General features: G+C 44.0%; 26 protein-coding genes and 2 pseudogenes. 13 read left to right on the plus strand and 15 right to left on the minus strand.

From position 1 onward, the window contains the following. The 3 genes and pseudogenes from HP456_RS25620 to HP456_RS05875 all read right to left on the minus strand — a co-directional run. Positions 1-140: pseudogene (locus HP456_RS25620) on the minus strand (IS3 family transposase); the annotation flags it as partial. An 88-nt stretch (positions 141-228) separates the two neighbouring features. Continuing rightward, positions 229-1,029, minus strand: a complete 801-nt coding sequence (locus HP456_RS05870) for a cobalamin-binding protein (RefSeq protein WP_172249080.1) — start codon at positions 1,027-1,029, stop codon at positions 229-231. Positions 1,030-1,039: 10 nt separating this feature from the next. After that, positions 1,040-1,519 (minus strand): divergent PAP2 family protein, encoded by a 480-nt coding sequence (locus tag HP456_RS05875; protein ID WP_172249081.1) that lies wholly within the window; start codon positions 1,517-1,519, stop codon positions 1,040-1,042. 157 nt (positions 1,520-1,676) lie between these two features. On the opposite strand from HP456_RS05875, the gene HP456_RS05880 reads away from it, so the two are divergent. The 3 genes from HP456_RS05880 (at position 1,677) to ymaG (ending at position 5,514) form a co-directional block, all read left to right on the plus strand. Continuing rightward, a complete protein-coding gene (locus HP456_RS05880; protein WP_172249082.1) occupies positions 1,677-3,182 on the plus strand; it encodes a leucyl aminopeptidase in 1,506 nt (501 codons plus the stop codon). 412 nt (positions 3,183-3,594) lie between these two features. After that, on the plus strand, positions 3,595-4,911 hold the full coding sequence (locus HP456_RS05885; RefSeq protein WP_172249083.1) for a Na+/H+ antiporter family protein: 1,317 nt from the start codon (positions 3,595-3,597) through the stop codon (positions 4,909-4,911). Positions 4,912-5,358: 447 nt separating this feature from the next. Next, positions 5,359-5,514, plus strand: a complete 156-nt coding sequence (gene ymaG / locus HP456_RS05890) for an inner spore coat protein YmaG (RefSeq protein ID WP_172249084.1) — start codon at positions 5,359-5,361, stop codon at positions 5,512-5,514. 143 nt (positions 5,515-5,657) lie between these two features. Here the strand turns inward: ymaG and HP456_RS05895 are convergent, their stop codons facing one another. Further along, a complete protein-coding gene (locus HP456_RS05895; RefSeq protein ID WP_172249085.1) occupies positions 5,658-6,062 on the minus strand; it encodes a YuzC family spore coat inner layer protein in 405 nt (134 codons plus the stop codon). On the opposite strand from HP456_RS05895, the gene HP456_RS05900 reads away from it, so the two are divergent. The 3 genes from HP456_RS05900 (at position 6,048) to HP456_RS05910 (ending at position 7,168) form a co-directional block, all read left to right on the plus strand. After that, on the plus strand, positions 6,048-6,290 hold the full coding sequence (locus tag HP456_RS05900; RefSeq protein WP_172249086.1) for a hypothetical protein: 243 nt from the start codon (positions 6,048-6,050) through the stop codon (positions 6,288-6,290). The two genes, HP456_RS05895 and HP456_RS05900, sit on opposite strands and share 15 nt — an antisense overlap. Positions 6,291-6,314: 24 nt before the next feature. After that, a complete protein-coding gene (locus tag HP456_RS05905) occupies positions 6,315-6,698 on the plus strand; it encodes a PaaI family thioesterase (protein ID WP_172249087.1) in 384 nt (127 codons plus the stop codon). Positions 6,699-6,799: 101 nt separating this feature from the next. Further along, the gene (locus tag HP456_RS05910) at positions 6,800-7,168 is read left to right on the plus strand and encodes a DUF2188 domain-containing protein (RefSeq protein ID WP_172249088.1); all 369 of its coding nucleotides are present in this window, start codon (positions 6,800-6,802) and stop codon (positions 7,166-7,168) included. A gap of 315 nt (positions 7,169-7,483) precedes the next feature. Here HP456_RS05910 and mnhG read toward each other — a convergent pair whose 3' ends face one another. The 7 genes from mnhG to HP456_RS05945 are packed head-to-tail and all read right to left on the minus strand — an operon-like array spanning position 7,484 to position 13,239. Further along, complete coding sequence (gene mnhG, locus HP456_RS05915; protein WP_172249089.1) at positions 7,484-7,843, minus strand: monovalent cation/H(+) antiporter subunit G; 360 nt, start codon at positions 7,841-7,843, stop codon at positions 7,484-7,486. Further along, on the minus strand, positions 7,827-8,111 hold the full coding sequence (locus HP456_RS05920) for a Na(+)/H(+) antiporter subunit F1 (protein ID WP_172249090.1): 285 nt from the start codon (positions 8,109-8,111) through the stop codon (positions 7,827-7,829). Before HP456_RS05920 ends, mnhG begins: the two co-directional genes overlap by 17 nt. Then, a complete protein-coding gene (locus tag HP456_RS05925) occupies positions 8,111-8,587 on the minus strand; it encodes a Na+/H+ antiporter subunit E (protein ID WP_172249091.1) in 477 nt (158 codons plus the stop codon). Before HP456_RS05925 ends, HP456_RS05920 begins: the two co-directional genes overlap by 1 nt. Positions 8,588-8,593: 6 nt before the next feature. Continuing rightward, entirely contained in the window at positions 8,594-10,075 is a 1,482-nt protein-coding gene (locus HP456_RS05930; RefSeq protein ID WP_172249092.1) for a Na+/H+ antiporter subunit D, read from the minus strand. Next, positions 10,068-10,409: a Na(+)/H(+) antiporter subunit C gene (locus HP456_RS05935; RefSeq protein WP_172249093.1), complete on the minus strand. Its 342-nt coding sequence runs from the start codon at positions 10,407-10,409 to the stop codon at positions 10,068-10,070. The genes HP456_RS05930 and HP456_RS05935 overlap by 8 nt, the downstream gene beginning before the upstream one ends. After that, entirely contained in the window at positions 10,409-10,837 is a 429-nt protein-coding gene (locus HP456_RS05940; RefSeq protein ID WP_172249094.1) for a Na(+)/H(+) antiporter subunit B, read from the minus strand. Before HP456_RS05940 ends, HP456_RS05935 begins: the two co-directional genes overlap by 1 nt. Beyond that, entirely contained in the window at positions 10,834-13,239 is a 2,406-nt protein-coding gene (locus tag HP456_RS05945) for a Na+/H+ antiporter subunit A (protein WP_172249095.1), read from the minus strand. The genes HP456_RS05940 and HP456_RS05945 overlap by 4 nt, the downstream gene beginning before the upstream one ends. Positions 13,240-13,545: 306 nt before the next feature. Between HP456_RS05945 and HP456_RS05950 the strand changes: the two genes are divergently transcribed. Beyond that, positions 13,546-13,812: a hypothetical protein gene (locus HP456_RS05950; protein WP_172249096.1), complete on the plus strand. Its 267-nt coding sequence runs from the start codon at positions 13,546-13,548 to the stop codon at positions 13,810-13,812. A 265-nt stretch (positions 13,813-14,077) separates the two neighbouring features. Continuing rightward, positions 14,078-14,653, plus strand: a complete 576-nt coding sequence (locus HP456_RS05955) for a DUF5366 family protein (protein WP_172249097.1) — start codon at positions 14,078-14,080, stop codon at positions 14,651-14,653. 213 nt (positions 14,654-14,866) lie between these two features. Here HP456_RS05955 and HP456_RS05960 read toward each other — a convergent pair whose 3' ends face one another. Together HP456_RS05960 and HP456_RS05965 are read right to left on the minus strand one after the other, a co-directional pair. Then, positions 14,867-16,678: a transglycosylase domain-containing protein gene (locus tag HP456_RS05960; protein ID WP_246288788.1), complete on the minus strand. Its 1,812-nt coding sequence runs from the start codon at positions 16,676-16,678 to the stop codon at positions 14,867-14,869. 56 nt (positions 16,679-16,734) lie between these two features. Then, a complete protein-coding gene (locus HP456_RS05965) occupies positions 16,735-17,949 on the minus strand; it encodes an MFS transporter (RefSeq protein ID WP_312857735.1) in 1,215 nt (404 codons plus the stop codon). Between the two features lie 276 nt (positions 17,950-18,225). On the opposite strand from HP456_RS05965, the gene kapD reads away from it, so the two are divergent. Beyond that, entirely contained in the window at positions 18,226-18,846 is a 621-nt protein-coding gene (kapD, locus tag HP456_RS05970) for a 3'-5' exonuclease KapD (protein ID WP_172249100.1), read from the plus strand. A 111-nt stretch (positions 18,847-18,957) separates the two neighbouring features. Here kapD and kapB read toward each other — a convergent pair whose 3' ends face one another. Then, positions 18,958-19,362, minus strand: a complete 405-nt coding sequence (kapB, locus tag HP456_RS05975) for a kinase-associated lipoprotein KapB (protein WP_172249106.1) — start codon at positions 19,360-19,362, stop codon at positions 18,958-18,960. 93 nt (positions 19,363-19,455) lie between these two features. On the opposite strand from kapB, the gene HP456_RS05980 reads away from it, so the two are divergent. From HP456_RS05980 to HP456_RS05995, 4 genes are all read left to right on the plus strand, one after another. After that, positions 19,456-20,196: a peptidylprolyl isomerase gene (locus tag HP456_RS05980; protein ID WP_172249101.1), complete on the plus strand. Its 741-nt coding sequence runs from the start codon at positions 19,456-19,458 to the stop codon at positions 20,194-20,196. Positions 20,197-20,416: 220 nt separating this feature from the next. Continuing rightward, a complete protein-coding gene (locus tag HP456_RS05985) occupies positions 20,417-20,872 on the plus strand; it encodes a helix-turn-helix domain-containing protein (protein ID WP_172249103.1) in 456 nt (151 codons plus the stop codon). A 207-nt stretch (positions 20,873-21,079) separates the two neighbouring features. After that, positions 21,080-21,307: a hypothetical protein gene (locus HP456_RS05990; protein ID WP_312857734.1), complete on the plus strand. Its 228-nt coding sequence runs from the start codon at positions 21,080-21,082 to the stop codon at positions 21,305-21,307. 381 nt (positions 21,308-21,688) lie between these two features. After that, a complete protein-coding gene (locus tag HP456_RS05995) occupies positions 21,689-22,222 on the plus strand; it encodes a superoxide dismutase family protein (protein WP_172249105.1) in 534 nt (177 codons plus the stop codon). A gap of 94 nt (positions 22,223-22,316) precedes the next feature. Here HP456_RS05995 and HP456_RS06000 read toward each other — a convergent pair. Beyond that, a pseudogene (locus tag HP456_RS06000) lies at positions 22,317-22,650 on the minus strand (cystathionine beta-lyase); the annotation flags it as partial.

Here is a 22,650-nt window from a genome sequence, read left to right on the forward strand (position 1 = left end):
TAAATTCATCTTTGTAGGTAATTCCCTTAGCGCTTACAGCTTTCACAAAAGGATTAATGGATAATTGTTTGATTTCTTTCTCTGTGAATGTTTTTTTACTCATGATGTTTCCCCGATTTCTACTAGTGTCTATTTGTCATTATACAAAAAAATACCCTATAGGTAGACTTTTTTTAAGTGTCTACTCTATAGGGTACATTTTAGTAAAAGTGTGTACGGGCCTTTTTATTATGGAGCACCTTGAAGATCCAACTCTTCATATACATCAGGATGAAGCTTCCGGGCAAGTTGTACCGCTCCTTTTAAAAGAAGGGGGGAGGGCCTGCAATAAAGGGCTTCTTCCAGGATGAGGATCCGATTGTCCTGAACGGCTTTCATGGTACCCCAGCCAGGACGCTTCCTCACTATTTCGGGATTCACCCGCTTCTGTTGTACGCCTACCCAGGCAAGGCAAATATAATCGGGTTCGCGCAGCCTGACATCTTCCCAGTCGGTCTGAACGCTTGCAAGTTCGACATCGCGGAAGCAGTTTTTTGCCCCGGCCATCTCACTCAGTTCAGTCAGCCAGTTGATTTTTCCAGGGGTAAAAACGGGCTTTGGCCACCATTCCCAGTACAGGACCGGAGTATGGGTGACGTTCCTGCTTAACCGCTTCAGCTCCTCGACTGTATGTAAAAATTGATGCCTTTTGACTGCAGCATCTTCAACAGAGCATGCTTTCCCGACAGTCAAAATATCTTCTGCAATGTCATGGAAGCTTTGGGGGTTAAGCGTGATATGAGGGATGCTCCTCTTTTCCAATTCCTCAATATTCTTCTCCATACCGGGAACACTCATAGAAGAAAAGACGAGATCCGGTTCAAGCGACTGGAGCTTATCCATATCGATGGATAAATCAGGTCCGAGTCTTGGAAGTGAACGGACCGCTTCAGGATAATCGGAAAAATCATCCACACCGACCAGCTTGGATGTTAGACCAAGATAATCAATGATTTCAGTATTACTCGGGCAGATCGAGACAATCCTCACCGAATCACTCCTAAGTGAAAAATAAATAGTGGAGAAGCAGGGTCAGGAGAATTCCTGAAAGGCCGCCGAAAAAGACTTCGATCGGTTTATGCCCAAGCAGCTCCTTTAACTCTTTCCGCTTTTCCTGCTCGGGTTTGTTCTGCCAGCCCTTGGCTTCTGTCAAAAATTTTTGAAAGTCGGTCGTTAATTGGTTCAATACGATGGCTTGTTCACCCGCCTGCCTTCTAACGCCGGTTGCATCAAACATGGTTATGATGGCAAAAATAGCCGACACGGCAAAGATCGGAGAAGACAGTCCGGTTTCGAGGGCGACACCTGTGGATAAAGCCGTTACTGCGGCAGAGTGGGAGCTCGGCATCCCTCCTGTAGAGGTAATCAAAGACCAGTTGACTTCTCTCGTCGCAATAAATTGTATGGGCACTTTGACAAACTGTGCAAAGAAAATTGCCAGCAAAGAGGCCCAAAATGGAAAATTCAAAAATAATTCCATGCTGTCACATGCCACCTTTACAATAATCTGAATGAATTGATGTTCTAATTATATCATACCCGATTGCAAGCAGAACTAACTTGAACACTCCTTAAAGCTGGAATGTCGAAATAATAAGATATCTTCGCTATAATAGAGAATGGAGGTGTCAGGGGAAATGAATTTTACAATCAATCATAAAGACATAACAGAAGCAGCCGGGGAATGTTTGGTGGTCGGAGTCTATCATCAGCCATCATTCCAAGGGGAACTGAAAGCGCTAGATCACGCATTTGAAGGGTATCTCACTTCGCTGGTAAAAGATGGAGACATTTCATCAAAACCTAAAAAACGATCAAAAATACATACATTCGGAAAAATCGGGAGCAAACGGATCCTGTTTGTCGGTCTTGGCAAGCAGACAAATCTGACCTTCGATCTTTTAAAGGAAACGCTCGGTCTTGCATCGAAAGAGCTGAAAGAAATGAAAGTATCCTCATTTTCAGTTGCGCTGGATACATTCTCTTCGGAAGAACTTCCAAGTGTAGACGCGGCTCATGCTTTCATGGAGGCATTCACGATGGCTACATATCAATTCGAAGGCTACAAGCAAAAATCAAATGAGCCGGAAGTCTATGTAGACAGCATTGAATTTTTTACAAGTGAAGAAGAAAAAGAAGTCAAAACTGCTCTTGAAGTGGGAGCGGCTTTCGGAAGAGGGGTCAACTCTGCCCGCACGCTGGTGAACACGCCTGGAAATCTGCTGACATCCACTAGAATGGCGGAATATGCGCTTGAACTTGCAGAACGTTATGATTTCGAAGCAGAAATCCTCGACAAGGAAGAAATGGAGAGCCTTGGCATGGGCGCGCTTCTTGCCGTCAACCAGGGATCCGTTGAACCTCCTAAGATGATCGTCTTGAAATACAACGGTAAAGATGAGTGGAAGGACGTCATCGGTTTAGTCGGAAAAGGGATCACCTTTGATACCGGGGGTTACTCCATCAAGCCGAAGGACGGCATCGTCGGGATGAAGACGGATATGGGAGGAGCCGCGGCTGTTCTTGGTGCAATGGAAATTATCGGAGAGACAAAGCCTGAACAGAACGTCGTAGCCGTCATCCCTTCAACGGACAACATGGTCAGCGGTTCGGCATTCAAGCCTGATGACGTAATCACGGCTATGAGCGGTAAAACAATCGAGGTCCTGAACACGGATGCAGAAGGACGCCTTGCTCTGGCAGACGGGATGACGTATGCGAAGCATCATGGAGCGAATTACCTCGTGGACGTAGCTACATTGACAGGCGGAGTCATTGTTGCTCTCGGTGAAGATAAAACGGGTGCACTGACAAATAATGAAGCATTCTTTGAACAGGTGCTAGAAGCCTCAAGCGAGTCAGGAGAATTCATCTGGCAGCTGCCGTATACAGAACACGATAAAAAGCGTGTGCGAAGCAGTAAAATTGCGGACCTCAACAATTCTCCGGGACGAGCAGGCCACGCCATCATGGGCGGTGCCTTCGTAGGGGAATTTGCCGACGGACTTCCATGGGTCCACCTGGATATCGCAGGAACCGCCACGACGAAGAGTCATTATGAACTTGGTCCTTCAGGTGCCACCGGGGTCATGGCCCGTACGCTGGCACTCCTGGTGGAACGATTCCAGCCACTGGAGAAATAAGTGAGATTGAATGATCAAAGCCTTTTTCCCGTCAATAGTTGAGGGGAGAAAGGTTTTTTTATCGCTTTGATACAGGTGAGCCCATTCCCCCGAGCCTCCGTATGTTTAATAGAGTTGAAAATAAAACCAGTTATGTCGAGGAGCCGAAGTTAAAAATAAAACTGCAAAAGTTGAAAACAAAAGGTATCCCCTTACCATTACGCTTCAAAAACTTACCACCCAATATTTTAGTGATTCATCAGACTAAAGTATTGACAACCCCCCTTTATCTTGTTAGAGTTAAAAACGTTGTTTTATTACTCTACCAATTTAGCGAACTAAAGTGAATTGAAACAAATCCTATTAAACTACTATTTTTATAATCAGTTCTGTCACTGGGCTGTAGAACATTTTTTAAAGGGAGGAAGAAATTATGAACGCAGTTGTCATTGCTGTTCTGATCATGCTCATATTGAGTCTTGTGCGTGTCAACGTCGTCTTTGCACTCATAACAGGTGCACTTGTCGGCGGGCTGATAGGCGGCATGGGCGTAGATGAGACGGTTGCAGTCTTCTCTGAAGGAATATCAGGCGGCGCCAATATTGCCTTAAGTTATGCTTTACTTGGAGGGTTCGCTGTAGCGATTTCTTACACAGGAATCCCGAACCTGCTCGTTGATTGGGTATTGAAGGTTGTCGGAAATAAAGGGGATTCCAGAAAGACAGCCCTATCTAAAGCACTTATCGTCTTTGCCATTCTAACCATGGCTGTCTTTTCCCAAAACTTGATTCCGATCCACATCGCATTTATCCCGATCCTGATTCCGCCGTTATTGAAAGTCATGACAGAGCTTCAAATCGACAGACGCGTGATCGCTTCGGTCATTACATTCGGTTTGACTGCACCCTATATTCTGCTTCCTGTAGGATTTGGATTGCAGTTTCACGAAATCATAGCGCAAAATATAGATAGAAGCGGTATGGAAATCGCAATGGGCGATATTCCGAAAGCCATGTTGGTCCCTGTGGGAGGGATGTTCATCGGACTGCTGATTGCAGTGTTTGTAAGCTATCGAAAATCAAGAAAATACAGTGAAGCAAAAGAAGTCATTTCAGAGGAAAAAATGGTCTATAACAAGAAAGCGATGATTTTCGCTATTCTCTCGATCATTGCAGCGCTTTATGTCCAGCTGCAGCTTGAATCCATGATCTTCGGTGCGTTGGCAGGGATTGCGGTTCTTTACCTTTCAGGTTCGGTGAAATGGAAGGAAGCGGATGGTCTCTTGAATGAAGGAATGAAAATGATGGCCTTCATCGGGTTCGTGATGATTGCAGCTTCAGGATTTGCAGAAGTCATGACAGAGACGGGGCATGTCGAAACACTGGTTGAAGCGACTGCTGAAGCAATCGGCGGAAACAAAGCACTCGCAGCACTGCTCATGCTTATAGTCGGTCTGCTTGTCACGATGGGCATCGGCTCATCTTTTGCGACGATTCCGATCATCGCGGCGATCTTCGTCCCCCTTTGCATGGAACTCGGCTTCAGCCCGATGGCGACCATCGTCATCGTCGGCACAGCTGGAGCTTTAGGGGATGCGGGATCACCGGCATCGGACAGCACGCTGGGACCCACAGCCGGACTGAATGCAGACGGCCAGCACAACCACATCTGGGATACATGCGTACCGACGTTCTTACACTTTAATATCCCTCTGATCCTCTTCGGATGGATTGCGGCGATGATGTTTTAACCTTGGTATTGGCAGAGGACTTTGGTTCTCTGCTTTTTATGTTGGGAAGAATCGGTTGAAAGGGGAATGTTGTTGGCTGTGGCGGTTATGTCGTGAATTCTGGAGGACCGGCCGGATTAAGGCAAAACACGAGTCAATTCTGGTCAATATATGAAAAATATAAATTATTGAGCTGCGTTTAAAATAATTGTGCCGGTTAGAACATGCATTTTCACTCCCTCTTTTCAGATAATTACGCCACTTTCCGAAAATTTTTTACACCTTTGAAACAGCACGTGTCGAAACAATATCAACCGCACACCTCCGGCCAGGCATCCTTTTCAATGGACCCCTCCCAAAAACAGAAGATGGCCAAAGCCCACCCCGAACAGGATCATTCCGCATATGACTGTAGTATAGCCTATAAAAATAGACGGCTGAAGAAGAAAGATGAGGAGGGAATGATAGATGAATAATCGAATTGTTTATGGGCGCAGACCGTTTGGATACGGCAGGCGGCCGTTTTATGGAGGAGGATTCTTCGGCGCCCCATTTGTCGGAGGAGTTCTGGGAGGATTGTTAGGCTCGGCGCTGCTTTATCCCAGACCTTACCCATACCCATAGTATCCGTCATATGGTTACGGATACCCATATTACCCATACTGACAAGCGAATGAAAAAAGTGACTCCATGAAATCCTGGGTGTCACTTTTATTGTGTATATTCGCAGTGTTATAGGCTTCTTCATCGAGGTACATATGAACAACTTACATTTCCCGCCAGCGTACATTTACAATAATATGGCAGCAATCCACTTCACCAAGCTTCTCATCAAATACCATGTGGATTCCGTCGGGATTAAATGAGACGGCGGGAACGACCTTTACTCCTGTTCTGCGGATGAGCTGAAGCACCTCGGGAGTATTGGATTGCTGTGCTAAATTCATCAATTGGTTAGCGAAAGACGTATCATTCTTTATTTTCATTAATACGAGATGAGCACTTTCCATTAACGTCAAAGTTTTATCGGCAGAGGCCATAAACGTTTTCGTTTCTACCTGAGGAAAGTTATTTCGATAATGGAAACTGGGGTATAGTTGATAATTCCTTCTTGAATGATGGGGCTGATAGGGGCTTTGAACAGGATGATAAAATGGGTGATAGCGATTCATGGAATACCTCCTTATCCCTGGCAATCAGGTTCTAAGGAAATGTATGTAGCAGAGTATGAGATTATTCTTAAGGATGTCAGTAAATACAGTGTCTCCTTTCAGGAGGAACTGAGGCTTCCGGATGGAGGGCTTGGACGGTATCTATTGAATCTGCCGCAGATGTTGATGTATGTAAACAGTTATATAAAAAAAAGGATTTTCACCATTTTTACCGAAATTCTACTATAAGATGACAATTATGAGGTGAACAGGATGAAGATGGACAATACATTGATCAGTACACTTGGAATTGAGTTTGTGGAATTAGGAAAAGGGAAGGTGATTGCGACAATGCCTGTTAACGAGGCTACCCGACAGCCTTTCGGGTTTCTTCACGGCGGCGCGTCGGTCGCTCTTGCTGAGACGGTTGCGAGTGTAGGAGCAGTGGAACTAATCGATTTGGATAAAGAAATCTGCTTTGGACTTGAAATCAATGCAAATCACATTAAAGCAAAACGTGACGGGGCGGTGACGGCGACTGCCACTGTCATGCACCAGGGGAAGACGACCATGGTGTGGGATATAAAGATCACCGATGAAGAACATCAATTGATCTGTGTCTCGCGCTGCACGATGGCAGTTGTACCAAAGCGCTAACCTCATTGTGGAATTAGGCACCCAGACTGAATGCCGGGTTCATGTTTAAAAGCATATACAATGGGAAATCAATAAGTAACCACTACAAGGAGGTTACACTTATGCCATGGAGTAAAAATGATTATCCATCATCGCTAAAGAACCTGCCTGCGGATGTCCGGAATAAAGCCATAGAGATAGCCAATGCCCTTTTGGATGAAGGGTACAATGAAGGAAGGGCGATTGCCATTGCAACCGATCGTGCGCACAAGTCCCAGGAGGACAAAACACAGGATAAAACTGAATATCATGTAAAGACGCATGATGACGGCTGGCAGTTGATCAAGTCTGACAGCAGCCGAGCAATCATGGTGGAGGGCACGAAAGAGGAACTTCTCTCGAAAGCAAAGGACTATGTGAACGAACATGCCGGCACGCTTGTTATTCATAAGCAGGATGGCAGTGTAGATCAAGAACTGTATAACCAATAAGAAAAGCGCAAGCGCCTTGGTCAGCCCCGACAAGCGTTGGAGGATCGAGCAGTGAAGCCGTTCTTTGGCTTCATTGAACGAACCGAAACGTCTCGAGGGGCTAGGCGCTGGAGCCGGACAATAAGAAAAGCGCAAGCGCCTTGGTCAGCCCCGACAAGCGTTGGAGGATCGAGCAGTGAAGTCGTTCTTTCACTTCATTGAACGAACCGAAACGTCTCGAGAGGATGGGCGCAGAACAATTATCTAGTTTGAATTGATTTCTTAACAACTTAAAAAGCTGGACCTGGCGGCATTTCCCGCTTGGTCCAGCTTTTTTTATCCATTTTGTTTTTCGTACTCTTCCTTATCCTTTAAATCGTCCTGTACACTTTTATCCCACATCTTCACGCCGGAATTGTACGCCGCCCTTGCAATCAGGTGACCCGCTACAGGAGCGGTTACAAATATAAAGATGATGGCTAGAATCAGCCTTGAATTGAAGTGACCGTGTTCCAGATAAAAATAGAAAAATGTCCCGATGAGTATCGACATGATTCCGAGTGTCGCGCTTTTTGAGGCAGCATGGTTCCTTGTGTAGACATCCGGCAGTCTTAACACGCCGAATGTGGCCAGCAAGCTCAACAGTCCTCCGACGATAAGGAAAAATCCAATGATCCAACTAATGATTACGCTCACGTTCGATGATCTCCCCTTTCTCCAAGAACTTCGAAAAGGCTACGGTCCCGATGAATGCCAGGATTCCGAGAAGAAGAATAACCTCTAAAAAAGCGTAGGTATCCAGAATCATGGAAATGAGCGCGACGATTGCAATCAAGTTAATCCCGATTGCATCCAAGGCGACAACACGGTCAGGGGTAGTAGGCCCTTTGATCACCCGGTAAATCAGGCCCAGCATGGATATCGAGACACAAAGCAGAGTGATTTGAATAATCATATGCAGCATTAGCGGCTCACCTCCATAATGGCTTTTTCAAAAGAGTTTTTGATCTCATCGATTGCTTCATCCGAATCGGCAATATCAATGGCGTGAATATAAAGTATCTTATTATCGAAGGATACATCCACGACCAGCGTACCTGGTGTCAATGTAATCAGATTTGCCAATAACGTTATCTCCCAGTCCGATTTCAATTCGGTGGGAAGGGCAAAGATCCCCGGCCGAAAATCGAGCTTCGGTCTGAGCACCACTTTTAAAACAGAAATATTCGCCATGATCAGTTCTTTGATGAACAGGATCAGCAGTCTGATGACGGCTGTCACTTTGTTCAGATAAAAGCGGGTTGAAAAAAACCTTCTGAATGCAAAGATTACGATCAATCCCAGGATATAACCGATCAGGAATGATTGAGCAGTAAAGGACACCGAAAGAAACATCCAGACAAAGGCTAGGAAAAAGTTTAATAATATTTGAAAGGCCATTCTACATTACTCCTTTAACACTGCGTCTATATAGAGATTCGGGTCCGTTAATACTTCAGCTGCCTGTGTGAACAGCGGGCGCAGCGTTTCTGCCCCAAAGCCGTATAAGACTGCCAGCAGGACCAATACAGCGGATGTCATCCATAAATAACGTGCATGTCCTTTTGTAATCCCGTGATAGGGTTTTGGCGCGCCCCATATACCATTCAGGAAGATCTTGATGACTGAATACAGGACGAGCAGGCTTGAAGCGAGGACGACAGCTGCTCCTAAATAGTCTCCTTCACTGAAGCCCCCTTTCAGGATCATTAGCTTTCCGATAAATCCGCTGAGAGGCGGGATTCCTGCAAGCGAGAAAGTTGCTGCCAGGAATGTCCAGCCAAGCCAAGGGTATTCTTTTATGAGACCGCCCATTTTCTTGAGGTCGGTCGTTCCAGTGATTTTGATCATGACGCCGATTAGCAGAAATAATGCCGCTTTGATGATCATATCATGAACCAGATAGTAAACAGAACCTTCCAATGCATCGGGATTCATCGTGGATACCCCGAATAAGATCACGCCGACTGCGATGATGATGTTATAGATGATGATCTTCTTAACATCCCAGTATGCAATGGCTCCAATGCACCCAAGCACAACCGTCAGGATGGCGAGTACACCAAGGATTTCATGTGTAAAGCCCGTATCGTGGTAGAAAAATAACGTATTCGTCCTGATGATCGAATATACCCCTACCTTCGTGAGGAGGGCACCGAATAATGCAAGAACCGGTGTTGGCGGTGCATAATAGGATCCTGGAAGCCAGAAGTATAATGGGAATATCGCTCCTTTTAACCCAAAGACGATTAGAAAAAGAATCGCAATCGCTGTCAGGATCCCAGGCTGATCGACTTCTGCGATTTTTCTCGAGATATCCGCCATATTCAAGGTGCCCAGCACGGAATACAAATAGGCAACCGTAATGACGAATAACGCAGAGGAGATGACATTTACAAGGATATATTTAATGCCTTCCCGCAGCTGATTCCTGGTCCCGCCAAGCACGATGAGAACGTATGAACTCATCAGCATGACTTCGAAAAAGACGAAGAGGTTAAAGATATCACCTGTCGTAAATGCACCATTCACCCCGACGAGGAGAAATTGCACGACCGGATAATAATAAAAGCGTTCCCTGTCAATCCCGATCGACTTGAACGAGTAAAGAATCACGATCAATGTAATGATACTTGTTGTCGTCACTAACAAAGCTGAAAACATATCAGAAACGAGTGTAATTCCGAAAGGAGCTTCCCAGCTTCCCAAATTCACCGTCTGGATTCCATCAAGAAAGACGGTGTTGATCAGTACAAGGGAAGCTATAACTGTCGCAGCGGTTGAGATGGCTGATATTCCACGTTGTACTTTTACATATTTGCTGACAAACATTAAGATCACCGCTGTAATCAGCGGGATCAGGATCGGTAAAATCAATAAATTAATCATTTCCTTCAGTTCCTCTCATCTGATCCACATTATCAGTACCAAGCTCTTGATATGCCCGATAAGCGAGAACCAGGAAAAAAGCTGTCACCCCAAAGGAGATGACGATCGCTGTGAGGATCAACGCTTGCGGTAATGGATCGACATAAGATGCAGCATGTTCGCCGTAAAGAGGAGCATCGCCCCCTTTAAGACCGCTGACAGTAAGGATCAGTAAATGCGCACCGTGACTTAATAACGCTGTTCCGATTATGATTCGGAGCAAGCTTTTCGATAGCATTAAATAGACGGCGCAGGTAAAAAGAATTCCAACAACTATTGCCATTAATATTTCCATTATTCACTCACTCCTATAGTTTGAATAATGGTCATCGTTACACCGATAACAACCAGATATACTCCTGTATCGAATAAAACTGCCGTATGCAGTCCCGTTTCACCAAGCAGCGGAAGATTGAACTCACCGTATGCGTGGGTCAGGAACGGTACATCAAACACAAGTGCGCCGGCAGAAGTGCCGACAGCAAATAACAATCCAATCGCAGTAAGGATCTTATAATCCACCGGCAAAATATTTGCCACAGTCTTAATATCATAAGCCAGCAGGAGTAATACGATAGCGCCTGAAGTCATTAAGCCTCCGATGAAACCTCCGCCCGGAGTATAGTGACCGACAAAGAAAATCCTGAGAGAAAACAAGAGGATCATGAAGGCGACAACGTTTGTTACTGTTTGTAAAATAACGTCGTTTGTTTTCGTTTTCATCCTTCTTTCCTCCTTGTCAGACGCAGTTTAATCATGGAATAAATCCCTAATGATGCGATGGCCAGTACGCAAATCTCAAATAATGTATCAAATCCACGGAAGTCCACAAGAATGACATTGACCATGTTTTTTCCATGCGCAACTTCATAGACATTTTCAATATAATAGCTTGATATTGATTTAAACAGTTTTGTGCTGTAAGAAGAAATCGCAAACAAGGTAACGACGATCCCTACACCAACAGCGATCACTGCATTTTCAATTTTGAACTTCACTCTTGTTTCGTGCCTGCTCATTTTTGGCAGATGGTAGAAACACAACAGAAATAATGCAACCGATACTGTCTCAATCACAAGTTGAGTCAGTGCCAGGTCGGGTGCACGGAACAAGACAAAGAATAATGATACAGTGTAACCCGCTGCCCCCAGGGATATGATCGATGTCAATCTCGACTTCGCGAACAGTGTAGTGAGAGAGCTGATCACAAGCAGCAGCGCAATCGCTACTTCATAAATCCCGATTGGGGCTAACTCCACTGTATTAACTGCAAAGGCACCTTTATACCATAATCCGAATAGCGCAATGCCGATAAAGAACGCGAATATATAGACCAGATAACTGCGGATAAACCCTGTCATATACCCTTTTGTAAAAGATGAAGCGGCACGCTCCCCGCGCACCAATACTCCATCATAAATGGAATTGAGTGACAGGCGCTCAGGTCTCCATGAGTATACCTTCTTCCATTTGGGAAGAAGGTGATAAAGCAGAATCCCGAACAGGATGACACCGAATGTCATAAATAATTCCGGGGTCGGTCCATGCCAGAACGAAATATGTGCTTTGATCTCATGTCCTTCTTCCACCAGGCTTGGTGTGATCGCAGCCACTGCCGGGGCGATGATGCGTTCCGAAAGAATATTGGGGAAAAACCCGAACACGACAACAAGCGAAGCCAGGATAATTGGAGAAATCAACATTCCAAGCGGTGCTTCATGCGGCTTTTTCTCAAGCTTCTCAGGCTGATGTTCACCTGTGAATGTCTTGAATACAAGAATCATGCTGTAGATGAACGTAAAGACACTTCCCACCCATGCAAGTACTGGGAAGATTATTCCAGCAGTATCCAAGCTGAAGATATCCATTTCAAGCACTCGGACCATACCGGTAAAGAACATTTCTTTACTCAGGAATCCGTTAAATGGAGGCAGCCCGGCCATCGAGAACGCACCGATGATTGCGATCGTGAAGGTGATCGGCATAAAGCTCATCAGTCCCCCGAGCTTCCGGATATCCCTCGTTCCCGTTTCGTGGTCGACAATCCCGGCAACCATGAAGAGACTCCCTTTGAAGGTTGCGTGATTAATCAAGTGAAATACAGCAGCCAGTGTCGCCACCATATAGATGTTGTCATCCAGGTGGGTGTAGTGCAGTGCGGCTGCCCCAACACCAAGCAAGGACATGATAAGACCAAGCTGACTTACAGTTGAGAATGCGAGAATCGCTTTTAAATCCGTTTGCTTCACAGCATTGAAGGATCCCCAGAATAAGGTGAAAATACCAAATCCGCCGACAAGCCATAACCAGAGACTTGTCTCTGCAAATATAGGACTCATGCGGGCAACGAGATAGATTCCCGCCTTTACCATGGTTGCAGAGTGTAAATAGGCACTGACTGGAGTCGGGGCTTCCATGGCATCCGGAAGCCAGATATGGAATGGGAATTGAGCAGATTTCGTAAATGCACCCAATAGAACCAGTAGCATTGCAGGAATGAACAATGCTTCATTCATCAGAAGATCGGATTGTGAAATCAATTCCCGGATGCTGAACGTTCCGCCCATCAGATAAAGTAGAATGAATCCACCCAGCATGGACAACCCGCCGAATACAGTAATGAGCATCGATTTCAAAGCACCGTACCTTGACCGCTCACGGTGATACCAATAACCGATCAGTAGGAAGGAAGAAATGGATGTGAATTCCCAGAACATATAAAGAACAATCAGATTATCCGAAAGAACTACACCGAGCATGGCTCCCATGAACATCATTAAGTAAACATAGAAATTATGTAATTGTTCCCGTTTTTTATCTAAGTAGTAGATGGAGTAAAGCACAACTAAAGAACCGATCCCGGTAATTAGAAGTGCGAACAATAGTCCAAGGCCGTCGACATAAGCAGTGAAATTGATGTCGAATGAAGGCATCCACTCCGCCGTTTCCTTGATGGCCTTTCCATCGCTCGTGACTGGCATGAATTGAATGAAATAACTGAATAAAGCAACCGGCAGCAGCAATACAAACCAGCCAGTATGAACCTGACGCATCGCTTTATACAGGAATGGAATAAGAATTGCAAATAAAAAAGGCGATATAATAGCCCAATGTAATAGTGTCATAAAAACCCCCCTCATATGAAAGTCATGTATTTTTTTAACTCTTTATTATGTACTCCATGTTTGAATTCTTCAAGGATCCTCCTATTATGCCCCGAAAGCTTTAACCTAAAGGCATTATAACGTAAAAAAACAATGCTTGCATTACTCATGCCTACGCCTGCCGCGGATTTTTCATGAAGTATTAAATATGTAGAAACGCGGAAATATCCTTGCGAAATTTTTTTGAGAAACTCCACAGAATTTGTCGACTTTCTAAGAATAGTTTTGGTCATTTTGGAGAATCCTATCCATATGGTGGTGGTGAAAATGAAAAGAAAAACGGCGGCCTTTACGACTATTTTATTTACGTTGATCGGATTGGGATGGATGATTGAGTCACAGGACCGTTTTAACCGGGGCATCATCGAAACGGATGACCCGGCGGCTGCAAATCTTCAGCCTGTTCAATACGACGGAACAGAAGAGGGAGAAGTATCAGCAGATAATGGCTGGATTCGTGAGCCATTCAGGCCGAGGGAGTATATTCGCATCGTTCCTAAGAAAATATTGCAAACAGAAGACGTCATTGATTGACTGCCTGTACTCGTGTCCATATGGGAGAGGCAGTCATTTTTTGCATTTCAACTTATATGCAGGCGCCGTGGCTTAATAGATTATTTAGTACAGCCTGAGAATAAATATCCACGAACGCGTATAGACCGATTAATTTCCGCAATTAATGATCCCTTCACATATGTCAAATGTCCCGGGATTTTCTTATTAATACCCTTTTCAAGATTCCCATAAACGATTATGATGAAAGTGTTGTATGGAATAATCACATTGGGAGAGTTATCAATTGAAGAATACATATTTAACAAGCTATCTGCCCTTATTCTCCATCTTATTATTCAGTCTTACCTTCTCCGTTTACGGGGTGGAAGTGTTTGTCGACCTTTTTAAGAAAATCGGCGTGTACCCGGGAATGCGTGAATTTTTATCCGATATTCAACTGAAGTTTGTCTTATTGATTCTGCTTATGATCGTCTTTTTTATGGTATTTGCAGCCTTGAAGCTAATTGCTGAAACCATTAACGGGCTCTCTATGCTGTTCTTCTCGAAAGAATCGGAAGGGCAGCTATATAACAGGGTCCGCTCGGGTTCCATGATTTATTTTATAGGCGGTATCATATCGGTGGTAAGTCTCAAATCCTTCCTTGGATTAATCGCGATATTCGCAGTCACTTCTATCGTCTATTTTGTTTATTTTGTATATAAAATCAGCGTCACCGTTTCCAAAACAGGGATCATCGGAGTCATCAGTCTCCAACTTTTTACATGGTCTTCTTTGTTCTTGACAATTTTCTTCGTTGTTTTAAAACTGTATAACGGTGTCATGGCCAGCTTGCCGATTATGTCGAAAGTGAAGCTGTAAGCGGGATGTTATTTAAGAGTATGAAACGTTTAGTTTTGTACTCTTTTTTTGTTGAAGATGGTGTGGAGTCCTGTGGGCAGGAGTGTGTCGAATCATCAGGAGTTTCGCTTATAAAAGGCTGGAGCCTTGTATACCCGCCATATGTTTGTCGAAGACGTTAATTCGGAGGGGAATGACCGAATAAAAAAACGCCGAGAGACGAATCTCTAAGCGCTATTTCATAATCGACTGCCAAATTTTATGACTCGGACGAAGTCTTTCGATCCTGCTCATATTCTGCGGGATATCATGTCCGACCCAGACTCCGGTTGTGTACTCATTCGTCAGTCCCAACACCCAGTAGTCATGATAATTATTGGTGGTGCCGGTTTTAATCCCTGCATAGGGTTTGGAGACGTAAGCTGCCTTGCCTGTACCATTGGCCGCCGCATTAGCGAGCATCTGCCTCATTTTTGCGGTGGTATCTTTTGACCAGACCTGCTTCGGCTCGGTCTTCCACTCGTAAAGAATCTTTCCATTTCCATCTTTCACATTCACTATCGCATGGCTTCCTCTATAACTTCCATTGATGAATGAAGTGTAGGCATCCGTCATTTCGAGGGGGCTGAAACCGTAAGTGAATCCACCGATTGAAGCTGCATAGGTGCGGTCCTGTTCAGCCAGTCTTTTAAAAGAAAAAGCTGAAATCTTGTCGAAGGCTTTTTCGACCCCGACCTTCTCCATCAAGCGGAGAGCAGATGTGTTGTAGGATTGGGCCAGTGATTGGTTCATTGTCACCGTTCCCGGCTGGACACCTCCGTAATTGATCGGGCAATAAGTACCGACACAGTAATTATTGGCATTCACCTTCTCATAAATGGACGATTTGAACGTTTCAAGATACGGTGCATATACGAGCAGCGGCTTGATGGAAGATCCAGGCTGCCTGTAAGCTTGAAATGCATGGTTGAAGTTATATTTCTGATACTCTTTCCCGCCAGTCATTGCTGTGATTCTTCTTGTTTCATTATCGATGGTTACCGATGCACCCTCCAGCTTTTCACCCTTGAGGCCTGCATTTAAGGCACGGACGCTTTTTTGCTGAAGCCCAGGGTCCAGTGCAGTCTGAATTCTGACACCTGAAGCAATAACAGTTTCAAATCGTTCATCCAGTTCTTTGATAATCCGTTCTTTTTCCTGGGGGGAAGTGGCGTTTTCCAGTTGTGCCTTGTATCCTTCTTGAAAAGAAATCAACTCTCTCAGTTCCTCTTCCACGTAAAACGCGTAATCAGGATACCGGTCGATTTTCTTGCGGATGTTGAGTTTTATAGGCATTTTCTTCAGCTTGTCGGCTTCTTTCTTTGCCAGCCTTTCTGTGTTTACAAGTATATCAAGCAGACGTTCCTGACGAACTTTGGTCTGATCGAAATGATCGACTGGATCGTACTTACCCGGATTATTGGGTATGGATGCGATGAATGCCAGCTCTGCTTTGTTCAATTCCGAAACACCTTTTTGAAAATAATATTGGGATGCCGTCTCGATCCCATAAACACCGTTGCTGAAGTATATGACATTGAGATAAAGCTCAAGTATTTCATCTTTTGAAAGGGAGCTCTCGATTTCATGTGCATAGAAAAGCTCAGTCAGTTTACGGTTATAGGTCTTTTCCTGACCTAAATATAAATTCCGGGCGAGCTGCTGGGTAATCGTACTTCCTCCCTGCTGGATATGGGTGAATACCAGATTCTTTACGACTGCCCTTAAAATGGCACCGGCGTCAAACCCCACATGCTCATAAAAGTGCTGATCTTCAGAAGCGACCAGAATATCCTTTGCGAATGGAGGGATCTTCTCATCCTCCACGTACAATCGAAAAGGACGATTCACCTCTGAAAACACACTGCCGTCTTTGTCCAGAAGCAAGCTGGTTTTATTAAGATTCAACTGATCTGTATTCACGGTGTTTTCGAGCTCATCCTGAAACCCCTGAACTCTGTCGACTTCCTCGGTCGTAAAGAACAATATGGTAAAAAAGATAGTCATAAAACAAATTACTGTAAGAAATCCTGCAAAAACTCTCATTATTCCACTCTACTTTTCTAGTAATCTTGATTCACGTGACCGTCAACTTGAGAATGTCGCATACTCCACCATAATAATCCAAATGCCCCCAAGAATAAAGCACCTGTTACATAAAAAACGGAAGAAATTCCAATAAATCCGGATAATGTTCCTCCTAGGACCGGTCCAATCACATTTCCGAGAAAACGGAAGCTCTGGTTGTAGCCTAATAATTCACCCTGCATGCTGACAGGCGCCTCCTGCCGGATATATGCAGTTATACACGGGATCAAACCGCCGATGGCAATTCCGAATAGGAACCGCAGAAGCACGAGCTGCCAAAGATCGGTCACGAGGGCCTGTGGAATGATAAGAATGGAGGAAAACACCAATAGGAAAGAGAGTACTTTTTCATACCCGATTTGATCGCCAAGCTTCCCCCATTGCCTTGTAGCGATAAAATTTCCGAAACCTGTTGCTGAAAAGGCAAGGCCGGCCAGTAATGCCAGATTGGCAGAAGAAGTCAGTTCAGCCACATAAAGTGCTAAAAGAGGCTGAATACTGAAATTGGCAACCTGTATGATTAATGACAGGATAATCACAGTCACAAGAAGCTTATGGCTGATTATGTGCTGAAGCACCTGCTTGCTTGAATATTTGTTTTGCTTATTCCTCTGTGCATTCCCACGCTGCTCATTGATCCCGAACAGTACCACTGTCGCAGCTAATGCGATTGAAATCGCCGTAAAGATAAAGGTATAAGAAAAACCAACATTATCAGCAAGAATCCCGCCGATGACTGGACCGAACAAGCCCCCGGACACCGTCCCCATCTGCAGTGTTCCTAAGATCTTTCCTGCTTCTCTTTTGGATGTCTGAGAAGAGATGAGTGCCATGGATGTCGGGATGAACCCGGTAACGATTCCCATAATCATCCGCAGAATAAACAACCCATGAACAGAATCCATGAATCCCATTAAGAAAATGGAAGTGGCAATTCCATATCCAGTAATCAAAAGGATTGGCTTATAGCCGTACCGGTCACCAAATCTTCCCCATAAAGGTGAAATAAAGAACGCCGTTAAAAAAGTAATACCGAACACAAAACCGGACCAGCGCTGAACATACTCAGCACTATAATCACCGAACGTCTCTATATAAAGAGATAAGAACGGAAGGACCATAGTGGCACTTGCAGCGACTAGAAAGTTTGCCATAACCATGATGACAAGATTCTTTTTTTCTATAGAAATATTAACACCTTCTCATAAATAATTTATTTCGGTTCCCTAAATATCTATTTTATTAGAGTTTGCGTCCAGAGTCCACTGAATAAAAAATTTTAGCCCTGGAGTAAAGGATTTAGTCATAATTCAAAGGTCGAACATGATATAATATAAGAATAAGAATTATGTACTCTCACTGATGAGGCAACCTTTAAATGGTGCTTGTACATAGACTCGGTCGTATAAAGAATATTATTTTACTAGATAAATTGGGGTCTGATCAGATTATGAGGAGGGAGTTATGTGGTAAAAGCAAAGCAGCTTGTGTTCATTGACTTTGAATTTTCGATGCCGGAACGGCATAGAGTCCCCAAAGGTTTTTTTCCTGAAATCATCGAAGCGGGTGTGGTCGTGGTTCAGAAAGGGAAAGTGACAGATACGTTTTCCACTTATGTAAAACCTTCTGCCTTCCCGAGACTAACCAATCGCTGCAAACGATTTTTATCGATCACACAAGATAAAGTAGACGAAGGCATATCCTTCCTAACCCTCATCGATTATTTCAACCAGCTGAATTCAAATGGAATCGAGAAAGTCGTCACATGGGGCAACATGGATATGAAAGTGTTAAGGGACAACTGCGCCCAATCAAGCATTGCCTTTCCTTTTCAAGCCCAATTTGTCGATTTATCGATGGAATACAAACGTTTCTTCGGAGATCAGAACCAAACCGGCTTATGGAAAGCTGTCCAGGAATACGGAAGGGAAGGAGTCGGGAAGCATCATAAAGCACTCGATGATGCACTGACCACCCACCATATATACAATCTTGTGGAAAAAGATAAAAAGTACCTCGATAAAGCAGAACCGACCACCATCGGCGATCGAATCGACCTGAGCAAGTTCTATAATCAGCTTGCTTGATAGAATGTCTGTCGCTGTTACTTATTGATGAAAAAAGCCATTCCTTCCGATAATGGAAGGAATGGCTTTCTTCATAATGGACAAAGCATCACTTATGAGTCATGACCAATCCTATTCAAACGTCAACCCATACATCAGTTCATATTCCCGTTGAATCCCTTTCAGAGCTTCCAGACTCTTTAAGGCATGCGGGGAACCGTCTGATTCCTGCTGCTTTTTAAGATCTCCAAAAGCAGTCACGAGTGATTCGTTATATTCCGGTATTTCATCTTCGAAAGGCTTGACCATTTTTTCGGGCATGTTGGCTTGTTCCCGGAATGCGAGTGCCTTGCGTTCGTGAAATAATGGAACAACCACTTCAGCCGGGTTATGCAAATCCCCTTGGCGTGGGTGTTTGAGTACGGCGAGAATCCTTACTACATAAGCGCCCGGCCGTTCTCCTGTCACTTCACCAACATATTTTCCCGTTTTATAAAATGCTGTGACTTTATCCCCTATTTGAAAATTTTGCAAAATTACCTCTCCTCTTTCGTGTCCAAGTCTATTATAATGGAACACAACGTGATTGTGGCAAAGTATACGATAAACGTAACATGTGGAGGTACATATATGAAGAGATTGCTACTAATATCCTTGTGTCTTTTAGGTTTAATTCTTGCCGGATGTGGACAAACAGAAAAGGATAACGGCAGTGAAAAAAATCCTGCTGAAACAGAAGAAAAGAAAAAAGGTGACACAGAATCTGGAGGAGATGACAACATGACTTATCCGCAATTGACAACGGAAGTAGCCGAAAATGAAAAAGTAGTGGAAATGAAGACTTCAATGGGTACGATCAAAATAAAATTATTCCCTGAACAGGCACCTAAAACGGTTGAGAACTTTATCACACACAGTGAAAATGGATATTATGACGGTCTGAAATTCCACCGTGTAATCAAAGACTTTATGATTCAAGGCGGAGACCCGAACGGTAACGGGACGGGCGGCGAAAGCATATGGGGAGAATCATTCGAAGATGAATTCTCCAAGCAGCTTTTTAATATCCGGGGTGCGCTTTCAATGGCGAATGCAGGTCCTGATACGAATGGAAGTCAGTTCTTCATTGTGCAGAACAGTGAAGTTAATCCTGGATTTGAAGAAAAAATGAAAGAAGCAGGATTCCCTCAGGACATCATCGATGCCTATATGGAACAAGGGGGAACACCGCATCTTGACTTTAAGCATACGGTATTTGGTCACGTGATCGAGGGAATGGACATCGTGGATAAAATCGCGAATGTGGAAGTCGGACAGAATGATGTTCCTAAAGAAGATGTGGTCATCGAGAACATTAAAGTAGTGAAATAACGGATATATCGAATGCAGGCTGAGGTGGAAAACGAATTGGTTGTACATTGGACTGATGATGTCTCCACTGCCTGATCAACTATGTTTCAGCTAAAGGACCTTGATGATTCAAGGTTCTTTTCATGTCGCTCAAAAGTTGCATCACAGAGCACTTTATACGAGCTTTACTTTCCATCATTCTTTTTACAATAATGGGATATAGAAAGGCGATGATTTCTTTATGATTTTCAGCGAACGTTTAAAAAAAGAACGGGAAAAAAGAGATTGGTCACAAAATGAACTGGCAGAGAAAATTCACGTAAGTCGCCAATCTGTATCCAAGTGGGAAACCGGAAAGAATTATCCCAGTATTGAGGTGATCATCCATTTAAGTGATTTATTTGGAATTACCATCGATGAATTATTGAGGAGTGATGAAGAATTGAAAGAAAGAGTTATACGGGACAGTAAGCAGCTGGCTCATCCGAAGATGAAAGTATTATTTGACAGCGTATTTATGCTGGGGGTTATACTTTTGGCATCAAAGTTAGTGATTTTTGGCCTGAATAAATTTGCCGGGTTGGAAATAACCATATTGGAAGGAATGCCACTCATATCAAACTTCTTACCCTTGGCTTTGATGGTCATCGGAGGTATCGGGTCAGATCAACTGAAAAATAACTATGTAGTAGAATAATAGTTTACCTTTCACCCTATTTCCATGAAGGGAAAAGGGGATTATTGACGAAATTATCCTTATTTCCCCGGAAATTGTCAGGTCGGAGACCAACCACCCGTCGAATTGAATTTTCAGGTATGGGGTTGTTCATAGAATCGTTAAATTCTTGTCCTCAGTAATTGGTTTCTGGATTTTTATCTTGGTATAATGGTGAAAGAGTTTGTTGTGAAAGGAAAGGAGCTTGTGATGCTTTCTTCGTTTGTATTGAATTTGTTTTTATATTTTCCGGAAGATAAGACAGAATATATTCCAGCCGCGATTTGGATGGTCATCTTTTTTATATTGACGATCTTGACGTTCCGTCTGATCAAAAAAGTATCTAAGAAGGAAGAGCTCAAGACGAAAGCCATTGAAGAAGAGGTCAGGCACAGCAGGAATCGAGAAACTGAATGATCGCTATGAGAGCATGCCGGTATTTTAAGGCGTGCTCTTTTTGTGGAGAAGATTTTGCGCAGGCAGCAGGCTGGAGTTGGATAATTGTTATTTGTTTTTGTTGATAAAAAGGAAAAAGAGTTGACAAATTCGAATTTTCGTTGATCCCCCGACAATATAGTTGATATGTGGATTCTTTGGTTGATAACCCCATTTTCATTGGCGGATAATTCCCTAAAAGACATTGACAAACCCAAAATACGGTAATGGTTCCATAAACAAAAGTGATTTTTCTCTTCCGCCTCAAATCCCGGCAAGACCGTTTTTTCTCTTCCATAAGAATACTTTCCCTCTGTCTCGTCAAAAATGGAGGAGGAGTATGCACATTTGGAGGAATCATATATGAAAACGAATAAGTTACTATACATTGTTTTGCCTGCGATCCTTCTGGGGGCGTGTGCCTTGGAGAATCCCAAGAAGACGGAAATCGATATGAAAAACGACACGGGCGATTCGCTTGGGAAGGTGATTCTTCAGGAAAAGTCGGATGGGGTGGAAGTAGATCTCGATTTGGAAGGTCTGCCTCCTGGTGAACACGGCATCCATTTTCATGAAAAAGGCTCATGTAAACGCCCTGACTTTGTGTCTGCGGGAAATCACTTCAATCCTGAGGATAAGAAACACGGTCTGCTGCACCCTGAAGGAGCCCATGCCGGTGACCTTCCTAATATCATTGTTGGAGAGGACGGAGCCGTAAAGGTGAAATTGATGGCACCACTCGTGACGATGACCAGAGGAAAGACTTCTTTGATTACAAAAGAAGGCACTTCGCTGGTCATCACGGATAACAAGGATGACGGCATGACGCAGCCTGCAGGGAATTCAGGTACTCGGATTGCCTGTGCTGAAATTGGAAAGGAAAAAGAGAAGAAGTAAGAAGAGTTCCCTTTGTTCACTTCCTTGTGAACAGAGGGGTTTTTTGTGTAAAAAAGAGCAGGAAAGCCAACGGGCAACCTGCTCATATTAAACTCTATCCCAACGCTGTACGCAGCCTTTCCAACCCATCTAATAGCATTTCACGGGGACAGGCAATATTCATTCTCACAAATCCTTCTCCGCCTTTCCCATACTTTGGACCGGGTTCCAGGCCAAGCTTCCCTTTATCCAACAATCGATTTTTGAGCTCCTCATCTGAAAGACCGAGCTCCTGACAGTCAATCCAGAGAAGATAGGTTCCTTCCGGTTCGACAAGGTGAATCCGGGGCAGGTGCTTTTCAATGAATGATTTTGTTATGTTCACATTTTCCTTTAAATAGCCCAGGATGTTCTCAAGCCACTGTTCACCATTACGATAGGCGGCTTCC

The sequence above is a fragment of the Bacillus haikouensis genome (assembly GCF_013179555.1).
GTDB lineage: Bacteria > Bacillota > Bacilli > Bacillales > Bacillaceae_B > Rossellomorea > Rossellomorea haikouensis_A.

Coding starts and splice junctions, on each gene's coding strand:
- HP456_RS05885 (WP_172249083.1), top strand. CDS start 3,595: ATGAACGCAGTTGTCATTGCTGTTCTGATCATGCTCATATTGAGTCTT.
- HP456_RS05985 (WP_172249103.1), top strand. CDS start 20,417: ATGATTTTCAGCGAACGTTTAAAAAAAGAACGGGAAAAAAGAGATTGG.
- HP456_RS05920 (WP_172249090.1), bottom strand. CDS start 8,111: ATGCTGCATATGATTATTCAAATCACTCTGCTTTGTGTCTCGATATCC.
- HP456_RS05930 (WP_172249092.1), bottom strand. CDS start 10,075: ATGATTAATTTATTGATTTTACCGATCCTGATCCCGCTGATTACAGCG.
- HP456_RS05910 (WP_172249088.1), top strand. CDS start 6,800: ATGCCATGGAGTAAAAATGATTATCCATCATCGCTAAAGAACCTGCCT.
- HP456_RS05925 (WP_172249091.1), bottom strand. CDS start 8,587: ATGGCCTTTCAAATATTATTAAACTTTTTCCTAGCCTTTGTCTGGATG.
- HP456_RS05980 (WP_172249101.1), top strand. CDS start 19,456: ATGAAGAGATTGCTACTAATATCCTTGTGTCTTTTAGGTTTAATTCTT.
- ymaG (WP_172249084.1), top strand. CDS start 5,359: ATGAATAATCGAATTGTTTATGGGCGCAGACCGTTTGGATACGGCAGG.
- HP456_RS05875 (WP_172249081.1), bottom strand. CDS start 1,519: ATGGAATTATTTTTGAATTTTCCATTTTGGGCCTCTTTGCTGGCAATT.
- HP456_RS05935 (WP_172249093.1), bottom strand. CDS start 10,409: ATGGAAATATTAATGGCAATAGTTGTTGGAATTCTTTTTACCTGCGCC.
- HP456_RS05950 (WP_172249096.1), top strand. CDS start 13,546: ATGAAAAGAAAAACGGCGGCCTTTACGACTATTTTATTTACGTTGATC.
- HP456_RS05895 (WP_172249085.1), bottom strand. CDS start 6,062: ATGAATCGCTATCACCCATTTTATCATCCTGTTCAAAGCCCCTATCAG.
- HP456_RS05905 (WP_172249087.1), top strand. CDS start 6,315: ATGAAGATGGACAATACATTGATCAGTACACTTGGAATTGAGTTTGTG.
- HP456_RS05945 (WP_172249095.1), bottom strand. CDS start 13,239: ATGACACTATTACATTGGGCTATTATATCGCCTTTTTTATTTGCAATT.
- HP456_RS05995 (WP_172249105.1), top strand. CDS start 21,689: ATGAAAACGAATAAGTTACTATACATTGTTTTGCCTGCGATCCTTCTG.
- HP456_RS05960 (WP_246288788.1), bottom strand. CDS start 16,678: ATGACTATCTTTTTTACCATATTGTTCTTTACGACCGAGGAAGTCGAC.
- HP456_RS05880 (WP_172249082.1), top strand. CDS start 1,677: ATGAATTTTACAATCAATCATAAAGACATAACAGAAGCAGCCGGGGAA.
- HP456_RS05940 (WP_172249094.1), bottom strand. CDS start 10,837: ATGAAAACGAAAACAAACGACGTTATTTTACAAACAGTAACAAACGTT.